Origin of the sequence: Rhodococcus sp. (in: high G+C Gram-positive bacteria), from assembly GCF_049299235.1 — a bacterium.
Classification (GTDB): domain Bacteria; phylum Actinomycetota; class Actinomycetes; order Mycobacteriales; family Mycobacteriaceae; genus Rhodococcus.
Map to the genome: position 1 here is coordinate 1 of NZ_JBAQXC010000299.1, position 22,903 is coordinate 22,903.

A 22,903-nucleotide genomic window follows, 5' to 3' on the forward strand; every position below is an offset into this window, starting at 1 on the left:
GCGGGGAGCAGGGCGATCACCACGGCGCTGTGGGCTGCCGATGTGGTGGTCAGCGCATATGCGGTGAGGAGGGGGAAGCCGATCACGACGCCGCAGGCGACCACGGCGAGTCGTAGCCATTGGGCGCCGCGGGGGAGTCGTTGCCGGGTGACGGCGAGTGCCACCGCTGCGAGGACCGCCGCGAGCGCCGCGCGGCCGATCCCGACGAACATCGCCGACATCGCGCCGTCCTGCACCGTTGTTCGCGTGAGCGGAACGGTGAGGGAGAATGCCGCCACGCCGAGCAGACCCCACCCCAGGCCGCTTCGCGTCGGCGATAGCGCCCGACGATCCGGTACGATAGCGCTACTGTAGTGTCTCATGTCTGACGATAGCAGCAGTGCCCGGATCGTGTCCGACCTCCGCCGCGTGATCGCGACGGCACCCCCGGGCGCGAAGCTTCCGTCGACCCGAGCTCTGGTCGCGAAGTACGGCGCGAGCCCGGTCACCGTCCAGTCCGCGCTCCGCACACTCCAAACACAGGGAATGGTGGAAAGTCGACCAGGCGTAGGCACTTTCGTTCGAAGCGTACGGGTGGCCGGACCGGCGGACTACGGCTGGCAGACCGCGGCGCTCGGATCGCCGGACCGCCGCGTCCCGCGGCTCCCCACGTCGCTGCGTACCGTCCCGAACGATCTCATCGCGTTGCACTCCGGCTATCCGGACCGCGAACTGCTACCGGAACGACTGGTGCGGAGCGCGTTCGGTCGGGCCGCGCGGAGCGACGCCGTCGTGGGTCGCCCACCGATCGCGGGCATCCCCGAACTCCAGGCCTGGTTCGCGTCCGAACTGGGATCGGCGATGCCGCCCGGCGTCGGGCCCTCGACGCCGAGCGACACCATTGTCGTCCCCGGCAGTCAGAGCGGGCTCAGCGCCGCGTTCCACGCGCTCGTCGGCGCGGGCAATCCGCTGCTCGTCGAATCACCCACCTATTGGGGTGCGATGGTCGCGGCCGCGCAGGCCGGTGTACAGGTCGTACCGGTACCCAGTGGCGCCGCCGGCCCCGACCTCGGGGAACTCGCCCGCGCCTTCGACCGCACCGGGGCGCGTGTCTTCTACGCGCAACCGAACTTCGCGAACCCCACCGGTGCGCAGTGGGCACCGGACCTGGTCACCGACGTTCTGCGCCTGGTCCGTGACGCGGGCGCATTCGTCGTCGAGGACGACTGGGCACACGACTTCGGGATCAGCGCCGAATCGGTGCCGCTCGCCACCCGCGACGACAGCGGGCACGTCGTCTACGTCCGATCGCTCACCAAGAGCGTGTCCCCGTCGGTGCGGATCGCGGGGATCGTCGCGCGGGGCCCTGCCCGGGACCGCATCCTCGCCGAAGTGCAGGCCCAGTCCATGTACGTCAGTGGGGTACTCCAAGCGGTCGCCGTCGACGTCGTCACCCAACCCGGTTGGCGCACCCATCTGCGCGGTCTGCGGCCGCAACTCGCCGCGCGCCGGGATCTGCTCGCCGGGGCACTGCGTGAGCATGCGCCCGGACTGCACCTCGACGCCGTGCCGGCGGGCGGGCTGAACCTGTGGGGGAGGCTGCCCGAACACACCGACACCGTCGCGCTGGTTCGTGACTGCGAAGCCGCCGGGGTCGTCGTGACCGCGGGCGACGAGTGGTTCCCCGCCGAACCCACCGGCCCGCATCTGCGGCTGAACTTCTCCGGTCCCAATCCGGGGGCGTTCCCCGCCGCAGCGAAGATCATCGGGGCTGCGCTCGATCATCAGCACCCGAGGCGTGGCGCCGGCTCACCGAGCGGTGTGCACCGGTGACGATCAGGATCGGTCGGTCGACGGAAGCAACCGCAACTCCCGCGCACGCCCGACCGCCTCGAGTCGCGTGTGCACGCCGAGTTTCCGGTAGACGCTGCGCAACTGGGTTTTCACGGTGTTCGGGGAGACGAACAGTTCCTTCGCGATCTCGGCGAGCGTCGATCCCCGCGCGAGCAGTGTCAGCACGCCCGCCTCCCGGCGTGACAACTCCACACGGGTGATGGCGCCGGGGAACAACGCCTCGACCGGTCCGCCCGGCACCGGGGTGCCACTCCATGCGACGAGCGCGTCGAGATGGCGCCGGGGCAGAGTGGTGAATGCCCGGTGGTTGACGAGCCGGACCGCGAGCATGCATGCGCGATCCCAGGCACGCACCGCGTCATCGCGCTCGTCCCGATCGACTTGCGCCGCGGCCTCGAGCAGCAGGGCCTCGAGATGTGCCCGCGGATAACCGCAGTCCGTCCAGGAGATCCGCTTGAGTAGCTTCGACGCGATCTCCGGGTGACCGGTGAGCAATTCGACCCGCGCCGCCGCCACCACGAGGAGCGGGTGGTCCTCGGGTGCCCCGTCGACGGTGGCTCGGGCCAGATTTCCGTTGCCGAGTGCGAGGTGCAGGTCCACCTCGACGGCGGTGAGCAGCACACGTGAGAACGCACCCGGCGTGTGCTTGTCGGCGTGGGCGGCGATGGTGTGGTGCAACCAGGTCAGACCCGAGTAGGCGTCGTGGGTGGCCAGCGCGTACTGCGAGTGGACGTAGGCGACGAACGCCCACAGTTCCTCGCGCACGCTCGGCCGACCGAGCGACTCGAGCGGCTCCTTCGCGGCGGCGAGTTCGAGCACATCGAGGTGCTGCAGTACCGCGGCCACCAGTCCGGACATCGTGGCGGCACCGGATCGCGACTCCGCGCCTGCGTAGCGGCGATCCCGCTCAAGCCATTCGCGGACACGGACATTGTCACCGGCCAGCGCCCAGCCCAGCGCCGAGCCGCCAGCGGACTGCACCGCCACGAAACCCAGTTCGTAGGACACGCCGCTCTGGTAGGCGCGCCGGAACACGGTCGTCGCTTCGGGCAGGTTCCCTGCGAGTTGCTGGGTCAACGCCCACTGCGTTCGCAGCATCGGCAACGGTTCACCGATCGCGGCCGGTTGACGGGCGATGATGCCGGAGACGAGCGGTTCGAGTTGCCGGGTGCGGGCCGCTGCCTCGGCGATGTTGCCTGCCCGGCGCATCGCGATGGTCTGTGCCGTCACGATGTACAGATAGTTGATCGCTTCGGCCAGCCGAGCCGGATCCGTGAGCGCGGCGGGATCGTCGACGGGGTTTTCCCGCAGAATCGGATGTTCGTCGAGCATCGTGGTGACCAGCGCCCGTCCCGCCCGAAGGCCGGGGTGGTCGACGAGCACCTCGTCGGGCAGCGCCCGCATCACCCGGACCAGTTCACCGATCCGGTGGGAGGCCATGTCCACCCAGGAACGGTTGACGATGTCCGCGGCGATCGTCCAGTTCCCGGCCTCGGCCGCATATAGTGCCGCCGACGCGGGCCGCCCCGCGTCCATTTCGGAGTGTGCCAGCCGGGCCAGCAACTCGTCGGCATGGCCGGGCTTCTCCTCCCGCGACACCCACAGCACGCGGTCGCGGACGGCGGGCGGCCACCACCAGTCGGGCGCGCCGACACCGAACGAGCCGGCCATCAAGCCGACGGTCTCGAGTCGGACGAGTAGCCGACCGGCGTCCGCACGTCCGGTCAGGGCAACTGCCCCGTCCGGGTCGATGTTCCTGACGGCAACGATCGACAAGGCGAACGCTCGCTGATCGGCGGTGAGGCGCGCGAGTCGATCGGCGACGTACTGATTGACGAATGCGGCGAGGCCCGCATCGAGCAGACCGTGCCGGTCGATGCGGAATCCCGGGCGGTTTCGGACGACCGCCACCGCACCGGACACCAGCGCGGGCACCCCACCGAGTGCGTCGTGCAGATCGGCGATGGCCGTGTCGGGCAGGGTGATGCCGCTGAGGCGACAGAATTCGACGGTTTCGTCGCGGGTGAAGGCGAGGTCGTCGGCGGACACGAACGTACAGTCGATACCGCGCGCGGTGACGTCGAGTATCGCGGAAGTGCTGCCGTGCAGGCACACGATCACATCGACGGCGGGACACACATCGAGTAGATCGAGCAGCGGCGCGATGAGCGTCCGTCCGATCTCGACGGGCATCCCGGACAGGACCAGCACGACCGGTGTGTCCTGCTCGCCGAGGGTGCGGACGAGAACATCACGCGGGCCGGCGGCGCTCTCGGGCACGGCGAAGCCGGCGGTGTCATCGGGCACGGCGACGCCGGCGGTGTCATCGGGCACGGCGAAGCCGGCGGTGTCATCGGGCACGGCGAAGCCGGCGGCACGGCAGCAGTCGAGAACAGACGTCCAGACCTGGTCTGCGGTCGCGTCGGCCGGTGGCGACGGCACCCACAGCACGGACCGGCCGGGGGCGCCACCGCCGTGCAACCACGACGCGACGAGGGTGCGTTTACCGAATCCGGACGGGGCGAACACCATCGTCAACGCCGATTCACGGTCGAGCAGTGCGGTCAGCCGGGGCCTGGGCATCGCACTGCGCAGAGCCCTCCAGGTGGGGACCCCGACGCGACCGGGGGGCGGAACGCTCACGCGGACTCCTTCGACAACTCGGGACGAGATCGAGAATCCGACGAGCCCGAATCGGTGCGTCCGCGACGGGCCGTCATCGCCTGGGTATCGACACCATACCGACCACCGGTCAGCAGCAGCGGGAACCGGGGTTCGTATCGGCCGCCGCGTGCCGGTCGCGCCAGTATTCGCGTTCGGTCGGGACCGGTGTCCTCGGATGGTGTCGACGCACGTGGGCGACGTATCGCGCGTAGTCGTGGTCGCCCATCAGCTCTCCGACCCACCAGCGGACGCGACGCAGCACGGTCACGACGGGTAGCGCCGCGCTCACGTCGGGCCGTCCTGGTCGTGCCGGTGGGCATGGTCGGGGTGGGTGTGCGCTGCGCCGGGTACCCGGACCGTCCCGGCGTCGATCAGCGCGTCCCACTGTTTCCGTAGGTCGCGTTCGGCGGGAGTGGGCACGAATCCGGCGGGAGCGAAGATCTTCGAAGGAACGTCGGGAGTTTCGGTGGTGGGCAGGCCGCCGGCCCGCACCGCGCGGATACACACCACCACCCCGGCGGCGACGACGATCAGCACCAGCACCGCGAACACGATCGACAGGGTGCCCTGGATGAACGTGTTGCGGATGACGGCGTCGATCGCGGCGGCGGTCTTCGCCGATCCGAAGCTGGTCGCGCCCGAGTTCTTCGCATCGACGAACGCGTTGTGCTGCGCCCAGTAGCCGACTGCGCGATCCGAGGAGAAGATCTTCTGCCACGACGCGGTCATCGTCACCACGAGGTCCCACACCAGCGGGACTCCCGGAATCCACGCCCATTTGAACAGACCCGTCTTCACGACGATGGTGAGCACCACGGTCAGGGCGATCGCAGCCAGCAGCTGGTTGGCGATGCCGAACAGCGGGAACAGCGTGTTGATGCCGCCGAGCGGGTCGGTCACTCCCATCAGCAGAATCGCACCCCACAGGCCGACGACGATCAGCGTGCACAGCCACGCGCCGGGCCGCCAGGACGGGTCCTTGAATCGGCGGGCGGGACCACCGAAGTTGCCGAGCGAATCCGACAGCATGAACCGAGCCACGCGGGTGCCGGCATCGACGGTGGTCAGGATGAACAATGCCTCGAGCATGATCGCGAAGTGGTACCAGAACGATGTGAGGCTGTCGCCGCCGAACAGGTCGCTGAGCACCTGTGATATGCCGAACGCGAGGGTCGGCGCCCCGCCGGTACGGGAGATGATCGACTCCTCACCGATCGCGTCGGCGGCGGCGGAAATCTGCTCCGGGGTGATGTCCGGACATGAACGTCGACAGGTAGTCGCGCGGGGCCAGCAGCAGCCACACGGGCAGCACCGCCGCGGCGACACCGTAGGCGATGAGCAGCCACGCGATCGTCACCTTCGACAAGGTGAACCAGTCGGCGCCCCACTCGGTTTCGGCCACCCAGCCGCCGCCGATGATCGCCAGCAGCAGGACCACACCGATGAGCGAGACTTCCGAGACCTTCCCGGGGCGCAGGTAGCGCGGGTTCGGCCCGGGTCGGCGGTCCGAACGGCGGGGCAAACCTCGACTGCGCGTGTGGTGACAGCGGTCACGCTACCGTGTGGTGGCGGACTGGAACCGGGAAAGCGGCAGACGGGTACGAGGTGCCCGGCAGGGCGTCAGGACAGCGCGCTGAGCCGTGCCTTCTCCAGCGCGCCGAGGGTGCGCAGGATGGTGGCCTTCTGCTTCTCGAGGTCGCTGCGGCGGGCGCGGGCGGCGAGGCCGGTCTGCTCGGCGACGAGCGCGAGTTGGGCATCGACCGCGGAGAGTTGGTCGAGCAGGGCGATCGCGCGGGTCTGGATCTCGTCGACGTCGACGGTGTCGGTGCGCACCGATGCAGGTGCGGTTCCGGTGGAGGTGCGGGCCGATGCGGTTCGGGACGATGCGGTACGCGGTTTCGATGCGCGCGCCGGGGCGGTCTCGGCGACCACTGCGGCCGCGCGGGGTCGCAGTGCCTTGCGCACGAGCGCCGGATCGGGCTGCTCGGCCAGTCGAACGTCGTTCAGGGTGCGGCGGGCATCGCGCGCGGCGAGCCGATGCTCGTACTCTTCCTCGTCGTCGGACTGGAGGGTGCCGCCGATCGGGCGCAGGCCGTACATGCCGACGAACTTGCGGGCTTCCTCGATGATGTCCTCATGGGTGCGGCAGGTCGCGCAGCGCGGTTCGTTGCGGTATTCCTCGACGGCGTCGAGTTCGCCGCACCACACGCATGCACCCGGCGTCCACCGTCGTGCTGTCCGGAATGTCGTGGATTCGGTGGGGGCCTCGAGGGTGTGCGCGTCGATCACGAGGAGCCACCTTAGGTGAGAATCGAAGGGATATGGCGCGCGGGACGGGCGTGACCTGCGGGTACGGGTGGGAAAGTGACGAAGATCATGTTAACCGGAGGTGGCCGGTGGGCAAAGTGTTGTGGCGCAGCACTTTCCGTACCGGGTGGTCGGTTCGGTTGCTCGGGCCGTCACGTGGCGGTCGCTGCGGTGAGCCACTCCACGAGCGGCCGGAAACGGAGCCAGGCGTCGCGGACCTCGTCGAGTGCGCGCGCGTCGTCGAGCCAGGGCGGTGACTGCTCGGTGCGCCCCGCGGTGAGCGCCGTGTGGCGCAGCAGGTCGAGCCGGGGATGGTTCGGATCGGCCCCACGTGGACGCGTCTTCAGTTGCGCACCACCGATTTCGAAACCGTCGCGGCCCAGTTTCCGGATCAGTTTCTCGAGCTGGGTGCCCCGTCGCTCGTCGTCGACGGCCGCGCGGTACGCCGCGACCTGCGCGCCGGATCCGGCGTAGAAGCCGCCGGCGACGAGGAGTCCGGCGGCATCGATCTGCACGTAGAAGCCGACGCCGGGAGCGGTCTGCACGAACCCGCCCTGATGCGTCTTGTACGGCGACTTGTCCTTGCTGAACCGGATGTCACGGTGCGGCCGAAATGCCTTGCCGGACCCGAACTCCGGCTCCAGGTCGGCGAGCAGGGCAAGCATCGGGCCGCGCACGCAAGCGTCGTAGACGGTTTTGTGCGCGGCCCAGAATGCTGTGCTGTTGTCGGCTTCGAGGTCCTCGTAGAAGTCGAGCGCGGCGACCGGGAATCCTGTGAACATCCCGCCAGTGTGCCGCCCGCGGCGGGAACCGTCGAGCGGCGTCCGGTGGCAGGATCAGGCGGTGCGTGTCAGGCGACGCCGTTGAACAGTGACGTCACCGAGCCGTTCTCGAACACCTCGCGGATGGTCTGCGCCAGCAGCGGAGCGATCGACAGCACGGTGAGTGCGTCGAACTGCTTCTCCGGCGGGATCGGCAGCGTGTTGGTGACGATGACCTCTTTGGCGCCGCACGCGGCGAGGCGTTCGGCGGCCGGGTCGGACAGCACACCGTGCGTCGCGGCGATGATGACGTCGCCTGCGCCTGCCTCCTTGAGGACACGCACAGCGCCGGCGATGGTGCCACCGGTGTCGATCATGTCGTCGATCAGGATGCAGGTGTGGCCGTCGACCTCACCGACCACGCGGTTGGACTTGACCTGGTTCGGCACCAGCGGATCGCGGGTCTTGTGGATGAACGCCAGCGGGGCGCCCCCGAGGATGTCGGCCCACTTCTCGGCGACCCGGACACGACCGGAGTCGGGCGAGACGACGGCGATGTTGTCGACGCCGTACTTGCCGCGGATGTACTCGGCGAGCTGCCCCTGCGCGTGCATGTGGTCGACCGGGCCGTCGAAGAAACCCTGGATCTGGTCGGTGTGCAGGTCCACGGTGATGATGCGGTCGGCGCCTGCGGTCTTGAGCAGATCGGCGATGAGACGAGCCGAGATGGGTTCGCGTCCGCGGTGCTTCTTGTCCTGACGGGCGTACGGGTAGAACGGCAGGATCGCGGTGATCCGCTTGGCGGAACCACGCTTGAGCGCGTCGATCATGATGAGCTGCTCCATCACCCACTGGTTCAGCGGGAACGGGTGGCTCTGCAGCACGAAGGCGTCGGAGCCGCGCACGGACTCCTCGAACCGGACGAAGGTCTCACCGTTGGCGAAGTCACGCGCGGTCTGCGGCGTGACCGAGATGCCCAGCTCCTTCGAAACCTGCTCTGCCAGCTCGGGGTGTGCCCGGCCGGCGAAGAGCATCAGGTTCTTCTGATTGTCGATCCAATTGGTCACTGGTCCAGGCCGTCCTTTTGCCGTTCGATCTGTTGCTGCTGCACCGCCGACGATGCTGCCTCAGCGGCGGGGGTCCCGGCTCGTTTTCGCTGGACCCAGCCCTCAATATTGCGCTGTGGCGTACCCGACACCGCCAGCGCCCCCGGTGGAACGTTCCGCCGGAGCACCGTCCCGGCACCCGTGTACGCCCCGTCGCCGACCGTCAGCGGCGCGATGAACATGGTGTCCGATCCGGTCCGCACGTGTGATCCGACGACCGTCCGGGACTTGTTGACGCCGTCGTAGTTCACGAACACGCTCGAGGCGCCGATGTTCGAGTGGTCGCCGATTGTCGCGTCCCCGACGTACGTCAGATGCGGCACTTTCGAATGCGCTCCGATCTGTGTGTTCTTCGTTTCGACGAACGTGCCGATCTTACCTTCGGCGCCGAGCTCACTGTTCGGTCGCAGGTACGCGAACGGCCCGACGGACGCGCCCGCGCCGATCACCGACTGCGATCCGTGGGTGCGGACGATCGATGCCCCGGCCCCCACCTGCACGTCGGTCAGGGTGGTGTCCGGTCCGATCACCGCGTCCTCGCCGATCGAGGTGTTCCCGTGCAGCTGCACACCGGGGAGCAACGTCACGTCCGGTGCGAGGACGACGCCGATGTCGATCCATGTGGTTGCCGGGTCCGTCACGGTCACACCCTGACGCATCCAGTGTTCGAGGGTGCGCCGGTTCAGTTCGGCGGCGAGCGCGGCGAGCTGTATCCGGTCGTTGGCCCCGGCCACGCGCACCGCGTCGTCGGTGTAGTGGGCGCGGACCGTGAGCCCTTCTCCGCGGGTGATCGCCACGACATCGGTCAGGTACAACTCGCCCTGCGTGTTGTCGGCGCTGAGCTTGCCGAGCGCCGAACCCAACGCGGCGGCGTCGAATGCGTACACGCCGGTGTTGACCTCGGTGATCGCGAGCTGGGTCGGCGTCGCTTCCTTGTGCTCGATGATGGCGGTGACGTCGCCGTCGGTGGTGCGCAGGATCCGGCCGTAGCCGGTCGGATCGGTGGCGGTCGTGGTGAGTACGGTGACGGCCGCCGGTTCGGCTTCGGAATGAGTGCCGATCAGGGCGCGGAGTGTGCCTGCGTCGAGCAGCGGCACGTCGGCGGCGGTGACGACCACGGTGCCGGCGAAATCGGCGGGCAGGGCCGTGAGAGCGCATTCGACGGCATGGCCGGTTCCGAGTTGCTCGTCCTGCACGGCCACGCCGATATCGCGTCCGAGGGTCGTCGCGAGATCGGTGACGGCGGCACCGATGCGCTCGCGGTCGTGGCCGACGACCACGACGAGATGATCCGGGTCGAGCGCGGCGGCGGCGCGCAGCGAATGCTCGAGCATGGTGCGGCCGCCGAGGGAATGCAGAACCTTCGGTGTCTTCGACCGCATCCTCGTGCCCGCTCCGGCGGCCAGGACGACTAGTGCGGTCTGCGCTTGCATGAAGCTCCCTCGACGTTCGACATGCGCCATGGACGTACGTGCGGGGCCTCGAAGGCTCCCGTTCGCCTTGCTCCGCCGCCAGGACTCGAACCTGAACTATCTGAACCAAAATCAGAGGTGCTGCCGATTACACCACGGCGGATTGCCGCACGTCCGGTGATTAACCCCCCGGGCATGCGGTGTGATCCTCGCATGCCGATGCGGTCCGCGTCGAACGCGGGTCGGAGTCGACGCCCTCCGCCCGGTCTGCCGATTAGGCTCGACGTCGGGGCCAGTGCAGCAGGTGTGGCGCCGGAAAGGGAAACCGTCGTGTCACGAACACCGCAGAAGCCGTCCGAACCGGCACCGCACCGATCCGAACGGGCACCGCGTATTCGCATGACCGGAACTCAGCGCCGCGAACAGTTGATCGACATCGGCCGGGCGCTGTTCGCCGAACGGGGCTACGACGGCACGTCCATCGAGGAGATCTCGCAGCGGGCCGCCGTGTCCAAACCCGTCGTCTACGAGCATTTCGGCGGGAAGGAAGGACTGTACGCGGTGGTCGTGGACCGCGAGATGACCGTGCTCATGTCGATGATCACCGCGAGCCTCACCCAGAATCGTTCGCGAGTGCGCGTCGAACGGGCCGCGCTCGCGTTGCTCACCTACATCGAGGACCGCACCGACGGTTTCCTCATCCTGGTGCGTGACTCGCCGGTCGCCGCGGAGGAAGGCACCTACTCGAGCCTGCTCAACGAGGCGATGCGGCAGGTCGGTACCCTGCTCGCCGACGACTTCTCCCGCCGCGGCCTGGATCCGGAACTCGCGCCGCTCTACGCGCAGGCACTCGTCGGCATGGTCGCGACCACCGCGACGTGGTGGCTCGACGAACGCAGCCCGTCGAAGGAGGTCGTCGCTGCGCACCTGGTGAACCTGTGCTGGAACGGCCTGACCCGACTCGAAGCCGACCCGACGCTCGGCGCGGACTGAGGCCGCCCGTGCGACCCGGTGTCCGCGTACCCCGAGGTGAACCCGATCACGGTGGTACCGTGGCCCGGCCGATTCACCGCCACGACCGATCGAGGTGACCGTGATCCACCGCACGCCGACCCACTGTGCCGAGTGTTGTGCGGCGGCGTACGGCGGGGGGCACTGAGATGCCTCGCCAGATGCGCGCGGAGGTCACTCGCGAGGCCGTGTTGCGCGGCGCCGCCGAGGTCTTCGTGCGGCTCGGATACGCGAATGCCAGCCTCAACGAGATCATCGACGAGTCGGGTGTCACGAAGGGTGCGCTGTATTTCCACTTCGGCTCGAAGGAGGAACTCGCGCGCGGCGTCATCGACGCCGGTTTCGCCCGGTCGTCGCAGGCCGGCCTCGCCAAGATCGACGAGCGCACTCCCGCCCTGGAAACGATGATCGAATTGTCGGTTCTGTCCGTCGATCTGTCGCTGTCCGATCCTGTTGTTCGCGCGATGTTCCGGCTCGTCATCGAAATCGGGGACTATTGCGGCTCCGGCGAGAACCTGTTCGAGTTGTGGCTCGGCACGCTGCGCCGATTGGCGCAGCGCGCGCAGGACGAAGGGGACCTGTCCGCCGACTTCGATCCCGATGCCGCCGGGCTCCTGGTGTTCCAGATGATCGTCGGGGCGCGCACGGTCGCTGCCGGGCTGGGTCGCCGCGAGCGGTCGATCGAACATGTCGAACTGATGTGGACGAACCTGCTGCCCGCGCTGGTGCCGGAGCCGAAGGTCGAGTATTTCCGGCAGTTCGCCGCGCGGAGAATGCGCGCCTGACCAATCGGACGAATTACCTGTATCGCCCGGTAACGGACTGTTACTGTTCGGTGAACTGTGCGCTGTGCCGGGGGTTGGCGCCGCTCGATCACCAGTGAACCAGTGACAGGAATGCAGCGATGCGAGCCTTGCGATACTTCGTGGCGGTCTGCGCCGCCTCCACCACGCTGACCCTGGCTGCGGCGACCACGGTCGGTGCCGATCCGGTCCAGGTCGACGACGTCTTCAATCCGTTCGTGGTGAGCACCTTCCGGGACGGACAGATCGCGCATCCGTCGCAGTGGACGCCCCGAGCCGCCTCCACCGACCCGTGGTTCGACCCGCCCGCACTCACCGGCGCCGACGTCCCCGGCACCCTGCTGCGGCACCGTCCGGTCACGGTGCAGGTGTACGGGGTGCAGCCCGGGCACGTCACCGCGCACCACCTGATGTACGTCACCACCGACTTCGACGGGTCCCGCACGGTCTCCACCGGCATCCTCATGATCCCCGAGGACGGCACACCGCCCGGGGACCGCAGGCTCATCGGCTATTCGGAGGCCAACGACAGTCTCGGCCCCGATTGCATGCCGAGCACCCAGTGGACCGGCGGCAACCAGACCGACCCGTCGCTGTTCGCCGCGCTCGGACCCGTCGCGCAGATGTTCGGCCGCGGCTGGGCCGTGATGATGAGCGACACCGCCAACGACGGCGACACCGCGCCCAACGGCTTCTCGATCGGCCGGTTCAGCGGCCCCGCGACCCTCGACGGGTTGCGCGCCGCGATCGCGCTGCCGGACGCCGGGTTCGCGCCGGACATTCCCACCGGGATCTTCGGGATCGCCGGGGGCGGCGTCGCCGCCGGATTCGCCGCCGAGATGGCAGGCACCTACGCACCGGAGCTCAACCTCGTCGGTACCGTGCTGCAGGCGATGGTCGTCGACAGTGCGACATTCGAACGCACCGCGGACGGCGGCATCGGCGCCGGCTTCGTGTTCGCCAACTCGCTCGGCTTCGCCGCGAAATACCCGGAGATCGACCTGAACGTCGAACTCACCCCGCTCGGCCGGGCCGCCGCAGACCTGTTCCACAGCACCTGCCAGGGGCTCTACCTGATGTTCCCGTTCGTACCGCTGTCCGCGCTGTACGTGCACGGCAGGCCCGCCGACAATCCGGCCTTCGCCCGCGCCTACGCAGAGAATGCCCTCGGCACCAGGCCACACGAAATCCCGAACGCGCCGGTGCTCATCACCTCGTGCCGCGACGACTTCCTCGTTCCGTTCCAGGATGCGGAGAATCTCGGCAACTTCTGGCGCGCGCACGGCGCCGACGTCGAATTCGATCCTGCGGTGTGCGGGATCGGCGACGTGCTGACCGACCCGGTCCGGGTCGGCGTCGAGTTGCTCGGGATGCAGAACGTCGACTGGTTCGACCGGCGCTTCGAGGAGGCCGGACGATGAGACGCCTCCTCGCCGCCGCCCTGACCGTCACCGCCCTGATCGTCACCGCCGCTGCACTAGGGGGAGTCGGAACTGCCTCCGCGGCACCGGAACTCGACGACGTCCTCGATCATCCCCGCAGCAATCTGAACTCCGAACAGGTCGGGGGAGTGGCCCCGGAGTTGTCGAACGACCCCGAGGTGTTGCGGCCGTTGCTCGACCGTGCTCGCGCCGCGAACGTCGAACCGGAACGCTATGCGGCACTGCTGCACCAATATTGGCTCGCCGTCGCGGTCCGGGGCGCCGGGATCGACCTGAACCGGTGGGACCCGCAGCTCGGACTGGCCGCCAACGAACAGAATCTGAAGGACACCTTCGCGTACTACCAGAAGTTGCAGCGCGAGCATCCCGACTTCCTGTGGACCGGCCAGGGCGGCCTGGCCGGCCCGTCCTTCGGGGCGGGAATCATGGATGTCGACCTGGCACGGGCCGTACTCGGTGTCCACGAGATACGCGATGTGATCGCGCAACTCGCCCGGACCCTCGACGACGCGGCCGCTCCCGCCTCCGCGAACCTGCCCGACGACCTGCTGGCTCTGCTCGCCGTCGGCCACACCATCACCCCCGCCGACATCGCCGACTTCCAGATCCGGGTCATCGCGATGAGCAAGCACATCTTCACCGACCTGATTCCGCAGCACGAGGCCTATCTGGCCGGTGGATTGCCCGCGATCGACGAACTCCACCGTGCCGGCATCGTCGACGATCGCGCGGTCGCGGCCTGGCAGGACATCGCCACCGGAAACCCCGACCGGGTCGTGCACGGCAACACCGAACTGCTCTACCGCGAGCAGTATCAATCGATCGCCGACCAGTGGGATGCCACCCGCACGGCCGGTGGCCAGGTCGGCCGGGCCCTGACCTATCTGTCCACGGTCGCCGCCGACCCGGCCATTCCCGGTGTCGTACCGCCTCGCGAGGCGTTCCCGCTGACCCTGACCACGAACGACCCGGCCCCAGGCCCCCGATGGCATCTGCAGACACCGCTGCCCGCGTTCAACTGGTCCGACCGCGACGCCCGCTGGGAATACATCACCACCCGGATGCTGCCGGTCTACCGGACGCTCGCCCAGGATCACCCGGCGGAACTGGCCGCGGCCCTGAACACGCCGATGGACCAGCAATTTCTGGAGCAGCGGGCACTGGTACGGCTGGTACCGCTCCTGCAATCGATGGCACGCACCACACAGGTTCGGTACTACTGATTCGGTACGACTGATTCGGTACTACTGCGCGGCGCCCCCGTTGCACTCGGCGCCGCGGCCTGACAGCATCGCCGCCGTGACCATCGGACCTTTCGACGCCGAGCAGGCCCCGGCCGCGCTCGCCCGGCTGCTCGACGAACTCGGTGACGGTGCTGCGGTCACCATCACGGCGGTGCCGCCGCTGCTGACCGTCACGCAAGCGGCCGACGTGCTGGGTACCTCGCCTGCCGCAGTGTCCCGGCTGGTCGACAGCGGTGCGCTGCCCGCCGAGTTCCACGGCCTGCACCGGCGTGTCGACCGAGTCGATGTCGTCGCGCTCGCCCGGCGTCGCAGCACGGTCCGCACCCAGGTCCTCGACAACCTCGCCGACCTGGCACGTCGCGACGGCCTGTACGACCAATTCTGATCGGGAAGCAGGGGATATGCCGGTTCGGGTGGTGCTCGGCGCGTCGGTCCTCGCCGACGCGCGCGTTCGTGACGTTCTGCTCGCATTCGCGGAAGAAGATCTGTACCAGCCATATTGGAGCGACGGCGTCATCGCCGACGTCGACCGCCGGCTACCCGCGGAACTGCCGCGAGCGGCCCGGGATTACCTGTTCGCCGAACTGGACCGGGCATTCCCGGACGCGCGCGTCACCTGGCCGGCGGCCGTGCTCAGGGAGGTGCCGTACGTTGTCGATCCGAGCGAAACCCACCTGACGGCGGTCGCCCTGATCGCGCACGCCGACGCCGTCGTCACCACCGACCGGGCCGTCGCCGCCGCGCTGGAACGCTCCGGCATCGAACCGTGGACACCCGACGCGTTCGTCACATTCATCGTCGACACCGACCCGGCCCGCGCGCGGACCACCCTGCTGCGGATGGTGCGCAGACGCTGGCTGCCCGGCACCGACGAAACCGACGACGCGCTGCTGTCGCGGCTGGTGACCTGGGCACGCCGCGCGTTGGGCGACAGTTGCGCCGACCTGCTCGCGTGCGCGCGCTGACGTCGAACCCGCGGCGCATAGAATCGAACAGTTCTCGTCGTACACCCAGGAGCGACTGTCACGTGTCTGCTGTGCCCGCCACCCCCCTGTCCGGATTGGCGCGGATCGCGCTGGCCGACGACCAGTTGCAGCGGGTCGCCGCGCTCGCCGGCACCGCCGAACAGGCGCTCGTCGCCCCGCCCGCGGCACGTCCGTTCGTCGCCGCCGCACTCGCGGAGAAGACCCCGCTGCTGGTGGTCACCGCGACCGGCCGCGAAGCCGACGACCTGACCGCCGAACTCACCGAGATCCTCGGCGGCAGTGTCGCGCAGTTCCCGTCGTGGGAAACTTTGCCGCACGAGCGGCTGTCGCCGAGCGCCGACACCGTCGGCCGGCGCCTGCAGGTGCTGCGCAGGCTCGCCCGCCCCGCCGACCGCGACTACGGCCCCGAACTGCGTGTCATCGTCGCGACCGTACGGTCGCTGGTGCAGCCGATGGCGCCGGGGCTCGGTGAGATCGACCCGATCACGCTGCGCGTCGGGTCCGAACACGACTTCGACGAACTGATCGCACGACTCGTCGAACTCGCCTACGCGCGCGTCGACATGGTCGGAAAACGCGGCGAGTTCGCGGTGCGCGGCGGCATCCTCGACGTGTTCCCGCCGACCGCCGACCATCCGGTGCGCGTCGAGTTCTGGGGCGACGAGGTCACCGAGCTGCGGCCGTTCTCCGTCGCCGACCAGCGGTCGCTGCCCGACGTCGACGTCGCCACACTCATCGCCCAGCCGTGCCGTGAACTGCTGCTCACCGAGGCGGTCAAGGAACGCGCCGCGCAGCTCGCGGCCGACAATCCGGCCGATGCGGCGCTCGTCGAGATGCTCGACAAGATCGCCGGGGGCATCCCCGTCGAGGGGATGGAGGCGCTGCTTCCGGTGCTGCAGCCAGGCGAGCTGCAACTGCTCACCGAGGTGCTCGCGCCGGGCACGCACGTGCTGTTGTGCGACCCGGAGAAGGTCCGCACCCGCGCCACCGACCTGATGCGCACCGGCCAGGAATTCCTCGAAGCATCGTGGACGGCGGCGTCGATCGGTGGTGCCGCACCCCTGGACACCGCGAACCTGACCGGTGCCGACGGCCGGAAGATGGATCTCGCCGCGTCGGCGTACCGGTCGCTGCGGCAGGTCCGGGAAGCGACCGAGGCGCTGGGCGTGCCGTGGTGGACGCTGAGCCCGCTCGCGTCGGGCGCCGACACCGAGGTGGTCCTCGAGGTGGCGGCCGCGCCGGAGGTGCGCGGCTCCGAAGATCTGCTGTCCCTGCTGTTCGTGAATCTGCGCGCACACGTCACCACCGGTGGTCGCGCGGTCATCGTCGTCGCCGGAACCGGCACCGGACTGCGCGTGCTCGAACGGCTGAAGGACAACGAGGTTCCCGCCGCCAAACTCGAACCGGGCGCCGAACCGGTCCGCGGGCAGGTCGGCGTGATCCGCGGCGCGCTGCACGAAGGTCTCGTCCTGGCCGGCAACGGCGACAACCGGGTGCCGGGACTCGTCGTCGTCACCGAAGCGGACCTGACCGGCAACCGGGTCACCACCGGCGAGGGTCGCAAGTCTCCCGTCAAACGCCGCAACCAGGTCGATCCGCTCGCGCTGAGCGCCGGCGACCACGTGGTGCACGATCAGCACGGCATCGGCCGGTTCGTGGAGATGGTCGAACGCACCATCGGCGGTGCCCGCCGCGAATACCTCGTCATCGAATACGCCGCGAGCAAACGCGGCCAGCCCGGCGACCGCCTGTTCGTGCCGATGGAATCCCTCGACCAGCTCTCTCGGTACGTCGGCGGCGAACTGCCCGCGATCAGCAAGCTCGGCGGTTCCGACTGGGCCAACACGAAACGCAAGGCACGCAAGGCAGTTCAGGAGATCGCGGGAGAACTGGTGCGGCTGTACGCGGCGCGGCAGGCCTCGCCCGGCCACGCCTTCGGCGCGGACACCCCGTGGCAGAAGGAGATGGAGGACGCGTTCCCGTTCACCGAAACCCAGGACCAGCTCACCGTCATCTCCGAGGTGAAAGCCGACATGGAGAAGGCGGTGCCGATGGACCGCGTCGTCGTCGGTGACGTCGGCTACGGCAAGACCGAGATCGCGGTGCGCGCGGCATTCAAGGCCGTGCAGGACGGCAAACAGGTCGCCGTGCTGGTGCCGACCACCCTGCTCGCGCAGCAGCACCTGCAGACGTTCACCGAGCGCATGGCGGCGTTCCCCGTGAAGGTCAAGGGCCTGAGCCGATTCACCGACGCAGCCGACTCGAAGGAGATCGTCGCCGGGATGGCCGACGGCGACGTCGACATCGTCGTCGGCACCCACCGGCTGCTGCAAACAGCGATCCGGTGGAAGGACCTCGGCCTGGTCGTCGTCGACGAGGAACAGCGGTTCGGTGTCGAACACAAAGAACACATCAAGGCGCTGCGCACCCACGTCGACGTGCTCACCATGTCGGCGACCCCGATCCCGCGCACCCTGGAGATGAGCATGGCCGGCATCCGTGAGATGTCGACGATCCTCACCCCGCCGGAGGAACGGCACCCGATCCTCACCTATGTCGGCGGTTACTCCGACAAACAGGTCGCCGCCGCCATTCGCCGCGAGCTGCTGCGCGACGGACAGGTGTTCTACGTCCACAACCGAGTCTCATCGATCGACAAGGCCGCCAAGAAGATTCGTGATCTCGTTCCCGAAGCCCGAGTGGTCGTCGCACACGGTCAGATGAACGAGGACACCCTCGAAAAGACCGTGCAAGGATTCTGGGAACGCGAATTCGACGTGCTCGTGTGCACCACGATCGTCGAAACCGGCCTGGACATCTCCAACGCCAACACGCTCATCGTCGAACGCGCCGACGCGCTCGGCCTGTCCCAGCTGCACCAGTTGCGTGGTCGCGTCGGCCGGTCCCGCGAACGCGGATACGCGTACTTCCTGTACCCGCCGGAGAAGCCGCTCACCGAAACCGCCTACGACCGGCTCGCGACCATCTCCCAGAACTCCGACCTCGGCGCAGGCATGGCCGTCGCCATGAAGGACCTCGAAATACGCGGCGCCGGAAACGTTCTCGGCGCCGAACAATCCGGTCACGTCGCCGGTGTCGGCTTCGACCTGTACGTCCGGCTCGTCGGTGAGGCCGTCGAAGCCTACCGCGCCGCCGCCGACGGCACCCCCATCACCACCGACGAAGCACCGAAGGAAGTGCGGGTCGACCTGCCCGTCGACGCACACATCCCCGCCGACTACGTCACCTCCGACCGGTTGCGCCTCGAGGCCTACCGCAAACTCGCCGCCGCCCAGGACGACGTCGCGATCGGCGCCGTCGTCGACGAACTCGTCGACCGCTACGGCCCGCTGCCCGAGGAGGTTCGCCGCCTCGTGTCCGTCGCGAAACTGCGCCTGCTGTGCCGCGAATACGGACTCGAAGAGGTCGCGGTCGCCGGCACGCAACTCAAACTGTCGCCGATGGAACTGCCCGATTCGAAACAGATGCGGCTCAAACGGATCTACCCGGCCGCCCAATACCGTGCCACCAGCGGGACGGTACAACTGCCGCTGCCGCGCACCGGTGGGGTCGGTTCCGACCGGGTCCGCGACGTCGAACTGCTCCAATACATCGCCGACTTCCTGCTCGCGATGGACGGGAAGCCGCAGGGGTCGGTGGACGTGCGGGTCGCGGCGGGGGCGAGCGTGTGAGCGTGGTCCTGCTCGACCCGCGTCGCCCCGCGGTGGTGCCCGCAGCCGCGGTGCGCCTGCTACACGGGCCGGTCGAGTACGGCGACGAGGTGCCCGACGCGGTGCGCTCGGCGCTGGGACTCGATCACGAACCGGGAGCCGACGTGCTCGTCGCACTGGATGCCGACAGTGATGCCGTGGGCGCACGGACCGCGCGCGGCGAAGCCGTGGTCGCGGCGGGCCCGGTGCCCGGCGACCGACTGCTCGAGGCCGTCGACGTGATGGACCGGCTGTGGGGTTTCGGCGGCTGGGAAGTCACCCAGACCCACGACTCGCTGCGCCGCTACCTGCTCGAGGAAACCTACGAACTCCTCGACGCCATCGACGCCGGCGACCGGGCCGGGCTGCGCGAGGAACTCGGCGACCTGCTGCTGCAAGTGCTGTTCCACTCGCGGATCGCCCAGCAGTCACCGACCGACCCGTTCGACGTCGACGATGTCGCCGCCACCCTCGTCACCAAGCTGTCCCGGCGCAGCCCGCATCTGACCAACGGCCACACCGGGCCGCTCGACGCCGCCGAGCAAGAGGCGGCGTGGCAAGCGGCGAAGGCAGCGGAGAAGGCGCGGGAGTCGTGCCTGGACGGCATCGCGATGGCGCAGCCGGCGCTGGCGTTGGCAGAAAAGGTGATCGAACGGGCGCTCGGGGCGGGTATGCCGCCAGAGTTGATCCCGCAGCAACTGCGGACGGTTCGGTTGGGCGATGACACGAACGCCGAAGATGCGCTGCGCAGGGCCACCACGACGTTCGTGGCGCAGATCCGGCGGGTCGAAGCGGAGGCCCGTGCCGCCGAACTTCCAGCGGTGCCGCTCGACGGGGAAGCGTGGGAACGAGGCTGGGGCACACGCTGACTCCATCTTCTGTGCCGGGTATCCGGGGTGGATCGATTGCGAACGTGATCCGGTCCGGTCGCGAGTCGGCTCCCCGCGGGATTCATTCCGACTAGCCTGAACAGGTATGACCGATCATGCGCTGAGAATTGCGATCCTCGGGATCAACTACGCGCCTGAATCATCGGGCATCGCACCCTATACGACCGGTTTGGCGCGGGGTCTTGCCGAACGAGGACACGATGTTCGGGTATTGACCGGCTACCCGCACTATCCCCAGTGGAGGCGGATGGGTGGTCGATCGGGATTCCGATCGGCGGAATCGGCGGACGGGGTTCGAATCCACCGATTCGCTCATTTCATTCCCCGAAATGTGTCGATACCTGGACGAACGGTCATGGAACTGACCTTCGGGCTTCAACTCCTGACTGCAGGCTGGAACAGTCCGAGTGTAGTCGTGTGCGTGTCGCCCCCACTGGTTGCCGCAGCTCTGGCCGGAATGCGTGTTCGGCTCACTCCGGGTCGGCCGGCATTCGGTGTCCTCGTCCACGACGTCTACAGTCGGGCCGCGGTCGAGGCATGCGATGCGCGATCGCCGACGGCACGTTCGCTCCGCGAGCTCGAGTCGGCGTTGCTCCGTCTCGCGGACGGTGTCGCGGTGATACACGACGGATTCGTACGCGGACTTGTCGACGACCTACGGGTCGATCCACATCGCATCCGGACAATCCGGAATTGGAACCATGTCGACGCGCCGGATCCGTCGGCAAGTGAGGAGTTTCGTGCCCGCCACGGCTGGGCGGTCGACGATGTGGTCGTCCTGCACGCCGGCAACATGGGAGCGAAGCAAGGACTGGAGAACGTGATCGAGGCCGCCGAGCTGTCGAGCCGCAGGGGAAGCAGGGCGCGGTTCGTGCTGCTCGGAGACGGAAATCAACGCCGACGTCTGCAGGCATCCTACTCCGAGGTGGACACACTCGAGTTCCTCCCGCCTGTTTCCGAGGACGAGTTCCCGGCGGCACTCGGTGCTGCCGACGTACTGTTGGTCAACGAACGTCCGGGTGTCGCGCAGATGGCCGTTCCCAGCAAGCTCACCACCTACTTCCGGTCCGGAAAGCCGATCGTCGCAGCCACCGATTCCGGCGGATTCACAGCGATGGAAGTTGCGGCGTCCGGTGCCGGGATCTGCGTTCCGGCCGGTCGGCCGGATCTACTGTTGGACGAGGCGATCCGACTCGGCACCGACTTGGAACTTGCACTCGAGCTTGGGGCGAAGGGGCAGCAGTACTGTGCGGAGACATTGTCTGCGACTGCGGCGCTGGATCGGTACGAACAATGGATTCTGGACCTCGCCGACACGCGACATTCACTGTCCAGGACGAGGTCCCGACATGGGTAGATCGACGGATAAGCGCGCGTTGATCAGGGAAAGTCCCCTGGGGTGGTGGGAATCCGGTGAGGACATCCGGGCAGGTCCACGGCGTGTCGCTCCCTCACCGAGGGTGGGCCATCGCGTAGTGATCAACGAGTTACCGACCAAAGTGACTCACAGAAAGCAGCTACACGATGACCCACGACCATTCTGCACTGCTCGCCCAACTCGACGCACTCAAGGGCGCCGACAGCGCCAACGTGTTCGCCGAACTGATCCGCACCGGACTACAAGCCCTCATCGAAGCCGAAGCCACCGAGAAACTCGGTGCCGGCCGCTACGAACGCACCGAGCAGCGCACCACCCACCGCAACGGGCATCGCACCAAGACCGTCGCCACCACCAGCGGGGACGTCGACGTCAAGATCCCCAAGCTGCGGTCCGGGTCGTTCTTCCCCTCACTGCTCGAACGCCGCCGGCGGATCGACAAAGCCCTCTATGCGGTGGTGATGGAAGCGTACGTGCATGGGGTGTCCACCCGCAGCGTCGACGACCTGGTCGGCGCGTTGGGAGTCGACTCCGGGATCTCGAAGTCGGAGGTGTCGCGGATCTGCGCAGGTCTGGACACCGAGATCGCCCGGTTCCGGGAACGCACTCTGGCGCACACGAGCTTTCCGTATGTGTTCCTCGATGCGACATTCTGCAAGGTCCGGGTCGGTGCGCACGTGGTGTCCCAAGCCTTGGTAGTGGCGACGGGGGTGTCGATCGACGGTAGTCGGGAGGTGCTCGGTACCGCGGTCGGGGATAGTGAATCCTACGAGTTCTGGCGCGAGTTCCTCACCAGCCTCAAAGCCCGTGATCTGTCAGGGGTGCATCTGGTGATCTCCGATGCGCACAGTGGACTCAAATCCGCTATTGCGCAGCAATTCACGGGTTCATCCTGGCAACGGTGCCGGGTGCATTTCATGCGGAACATCCGGGCGACCGTCGCAACCAAGCATGTGCCGCCGGTGATGGCGGCCGTCAAGACGATCTTCGCGCATACCGACCCTGCCGAGGTGGTTGCCCAGTGGGATCAGGTCACCGACACGTTCGCCGGGTCGTTTCCGAAGGCTGCGGCGTTGATGGAGTCGGCCAAGCATGATGTGTTGGCGTTCACCGCTTTTCCGAAGGCTCATTGGCAGAAGGTGTGGTCCAATAATCCTATTGAACGGTTGAACAAGGAAATCAAGCGTCGAGCCGATGTCGTGGAGATCTTCCCGAACCCGGCCGCGTTCCTGAACCGCCCCGGTGAGTCCGGAGACTCCGATTGTTGGGAAGGTTGGAGTCATGCCAGGGAACACCACGAAGCGGTATCCGTCGGAGCTGAAGGTTCGGGCGGTGCGGATGGTCGCGGAACGTCCG

18 protein-coding genes, 1 tRNA gene and 1 pseudogene are annotated in these 22,903 nt (G+C 68.1%); 11 read left to right on the forward strand and 9 right to left on the reverse strand.

Translation table 11 applies throughout. From position 1 onward, the window contains the following. A partial coding sequence (locus tag WAX14_RS17970) for an EamA family transporter (protein WP_422629412.1) occupies positions 1-362 on the reverse strand: 362 nt, incomplete at its 3' end. Between WAX14_RS17970 and WAX14_RS17975 the strand changes: the two genes are divergently transcribed. Continuing rightward, positions 361-1,812, forward strand: coding sequence for a PLP-dependent aminotransferase family protein (locus WAX14_RS17975; protein WP_422629413.1), 1,452 nt, complete (start codon positions 361-363; stop codon positions 1,810-1,812). The two genes, WAX14_RS17970 and WAX14_RS17975, sit on opposite strands and share 2 nt — an antisense overlap. A 3-nt stretch (positions 1,813-1,815) precedes the next feature. On the opposite strand, the gene WAX14_RS17980 is transcribed toward WAX14_RS17975, so the two are convergent. The 8 genes and pseudogenes from WAX14_RS17980 to WAX14_RS18015 all read right to left on the reverse strand — a co-directional run bounded on the left by WAX14_RS17980 (position 1,816) and on the right by WAX14_RS18015 (position 10,246). Next, on the reverse strand, positions 1,816-4,476 hold the full coding sequence (locus WAX14_RS17980; RefSeq protein WP_422629414.1) for a LuxR C-terminal-related transcriptional regulator: 2,661 nt from the start codon (positions 4,474-4,476) through the stop codon (positions 1,816-1,818). A 109-nt stretch (positions 4,477-4,585) separates the two neighbouring features. Beyond that, positions 4,586-4,786, reverse strand: coding sequence for a YbdD/YjiX family protein (locus WAX14_RS17985; RefSeq protein ID WP_422629415.1), 201 nt, complete (start codon positions 4,784-4,786; stop codon positions 4,586-4,588). Next, positions 4,783-5,980, reverse strand: a pseudogene (locus WAX14_RS17990) (carbon starvation CstA family protein); the annotation flags it as partial. The gene WAX14_RS17985 and the pseudogene WAX14_RS17990, both read right to left, overlap by 4 nt. Before the next feature lie 137 nt (positions 5,981-6,117). Further along, a complete protein-coding gene (locus tag WAX14_RS17995) occupies positions 6,118-6,786 on the reverse strand; it encodes a hypothetical protein (protein ID WP_422629416.1) in 669 nt (222 codons plus the stop codon). A 170-nt stretch (positions 6,787-6,956) separates the two neighbouring features. Continuing rightward, a complete protein-coding gene (locus WAX14_RS18000) occupies positions 6,957-7,586 on the reverse strand; it encodes a DUF2461 domain-containing protein (RefSeq protein WP_422629417.1) in 630 nt (209 codons plus the stop codon). A gap of 68 nt (positions 7,587-7,654) precedes the next feature. Continuing rightward, on the reverse strand, positions 7,655-8,632 hold the full coding sequence (locus tag WAX14_RS18005; protein ID WP_422629418.1) for a ribose-phosphate diphosphokinase: 978 nt from the start codon (positions 8,630-8,632) through the stop codon (positions 7,655-7,657). After that, a complete protein-coding gene (glmU, locus tag WAX14_RS18010) occupies positions 8,629-10,104 on the reverse strand; it encodes a bifunctional UDP-N-acetylglucosamine diphosphorylase/glucosamine-1-phosphate N-acetyltransferase GlmU (RefSeq protein ID WP_422629419.1) in 1,476 nt (491 codons plus the stop codon). Before glmU ends, WAX14_RS18005 begins: the two co-directional genes overlap by 4 nt. A gap of 70 nt (positions 10,105-10,174) precedes the next feature. Further along, positions 10,175-10,246: transfer RNA gene (locus WAX14_RS18015), tRNA-Gln, on the reverse strand. A gap of 236 nt (positions 10,247-10,482) precedes the next feature. Between WAX14_RS18015 and WAX14_RS18020 the strand changes: the two genes are divergently transcribed. The 10 genes from WAX14_RS18020 to WAX14_RS18065 form a co-directional block, all read left to right on the forward strand. Continuing rightward, a complete protein-coding gene (locus WAX14_RS18020) occupies positions 10,483-11,076 on the forward strand; it encodes a TetR/AcrR family transcriptional regulator (RefSeq protein WP_422629420.1) in 594 nt (197 codons plus the stop codon). Positions 11,077-11,243: 167 nt separating this feature from the next. Then, positions 11,244-11,879 (forward strand): ScbR family autoregulator-binding transcription factor, encoded by a 636-nt coding sequence (locus tag WAX14_RS18025; protein WP_422629421.1) that lies wholly within the window; start codon positions 11,244-11,246, stop codon positions 11,877-11,879. A gap of 119 nt (positions 11,880-11,998) precedes the next feature. Continuing rightward, a complete protein-coding gene (locus WAX14_RS18030; protein ID WP_422629422.1) occupies positions 11,999-13,318 on the forward strand; it encodes a lipase family protein in 1,320 nt (439 codons plus the stop codon). After that, positions 13,315-14,562, forward strand: coding sequence for a Tat pathway signal protein (locus WAX14_RS18035; RefSeq protein ID WP_422629423.1), 1,248 nt, complete (start codon positions 13,315-13,317; stop codon positions 14,560-14,562). Before WAX14_RS18030 ends, WAX14_RS18035 begins: the two co-directional genes overlap by 4 nt. Positions 14,563-14,638: 76 nt before the next feature. Continuing rightward, a complete protein-coding gene (locus tag WAX14_RS18040) occupies positions 14,639-14,968 on the forward strand; it encodes a helix-turn-helix domain-containing protein (RefSeq protein ID WP_422629424.1) in 330 nt (109 codons plus the stop codon). Between the two features lie 16 nt (positions 14,969-14,984). After that, a complete protein-coding gene (locus WAX14_RS18045; RefSeq protein WP_422629425.1) occupies positions 14,985-15,548 on the forward strand; it encodes a PIN domain-containing protein in 564 nt (187 codons plus the stop codon). Between the two features lie 62 nt (positions 15,549-15,610). Beyond that, positions 15,611-19,261 (forward strand): transcription-repair coupling factor, encoded by a 3,651-nt coding sequence (mfd, locus tag WAX14_RS18050; protein WP_422629426.1) that lies wholly within the window; start codon positions 15,611-15,613, stop codon positions 19,259-19,261. Then, a complete protein-coding gene (locus WAX14_RS18055) occupies positions 19,258-20,148 on the forward strand; it encodes a MazG family protein (protein ID WP_422629427.1) in 891 nt (296 codons plus the stop codon). Before mfd ends, WAX14_RS18055 begins: the two co-directional genes overlap by 4 nt. Before the next feature lie 106 nt (positions 20,149-20,254). After that, positions 20,255-21,526, forward strand: a complete 1,272-nt coding sequence (locus WAX14_RS18060; protein ID WP_422629428.1) for a glycosyltransferase family 4 protein — start codon at positions 20,255-20,257, stop codon at positions 21,524-21,526. A 167-nt stretch (positions 21,527-21,693) separates the two neighbouring features. Next, positions 21,694-22,903 (forward strand): IS256 family transposase (locus WAX14_RS18065; protein WP_422629429.1); only part of this gene is annotated, 1,210 nt, incomplete at its 3' end.

Excerpts from the sequence above, each read along its gene's own strand:
- WAX14_RS17975 (WP_422629413.1), top strand. The coding sequence starts at position 361 with ATGTCTGACGATAGCAGCAGTGCCCGGATCGTGTCCGACCTCCGCCGC.
- WAX14_RS18000 (WP_422629417.1), bottom strand. The coding sequence starts at position 7,586 with ATGTTCACAGGATTCCCGGTCGCCGCGCTCGACTTCTACGAGGACCTC.
- glmU (WP_422629419.1), bottom strand. The coding sequence starts at position 10,104 with ATGCAAGCGCAGACCGCACTAGTCGTCCTGGCCGCCGGAGCGGGCACG.
- WAX14_RS18020 (WP_422629420.1), top strand. The coding sequence starts at position 10,483 with ATGACCGGAACTCAGCGCCGCGAACAGTTGATCGACATCGGCCGGGCG.
- WAX14_RS18025 (WP_422629421.1), top strand. The coding sequence starts at position 11,244 with ATGCCTCGCCAGATGCGCGCGGAGGTCACTCGCGAGGCCGTGTTGCGC.
- WAX14_RS18030 (WP_422629422.1), top strand. The coding sequence starts at position 11,999 with ATGCGAGCCTTGCGATACTTCGTGGCGGTCTGCGCCGCCTCCACCACG.
- WAX14_RS18035 (WP_422629423.1), top strand. The coding sequence starts at position 13,315 with ATGAGACGCCTCCTCGCCGCCGCCCTGACCGTCACCGCCCTGATCGTC.
- WAX14_RS18045 (WP_422629425.1), top strand. The coding sequence starts at position 14,985 with ATGCCGGTTCGGGTGGTGCTCGGCGCGTCGGTCCTCGCCGACGCGCGC.
- WAX14_RS18060 (WP_422629428.1), top strand. The coding sequence starts at position 20,255 with ATGACCGATCATGCGCTGAGAATTGCGATCCTCGGGATCAACTACGCG.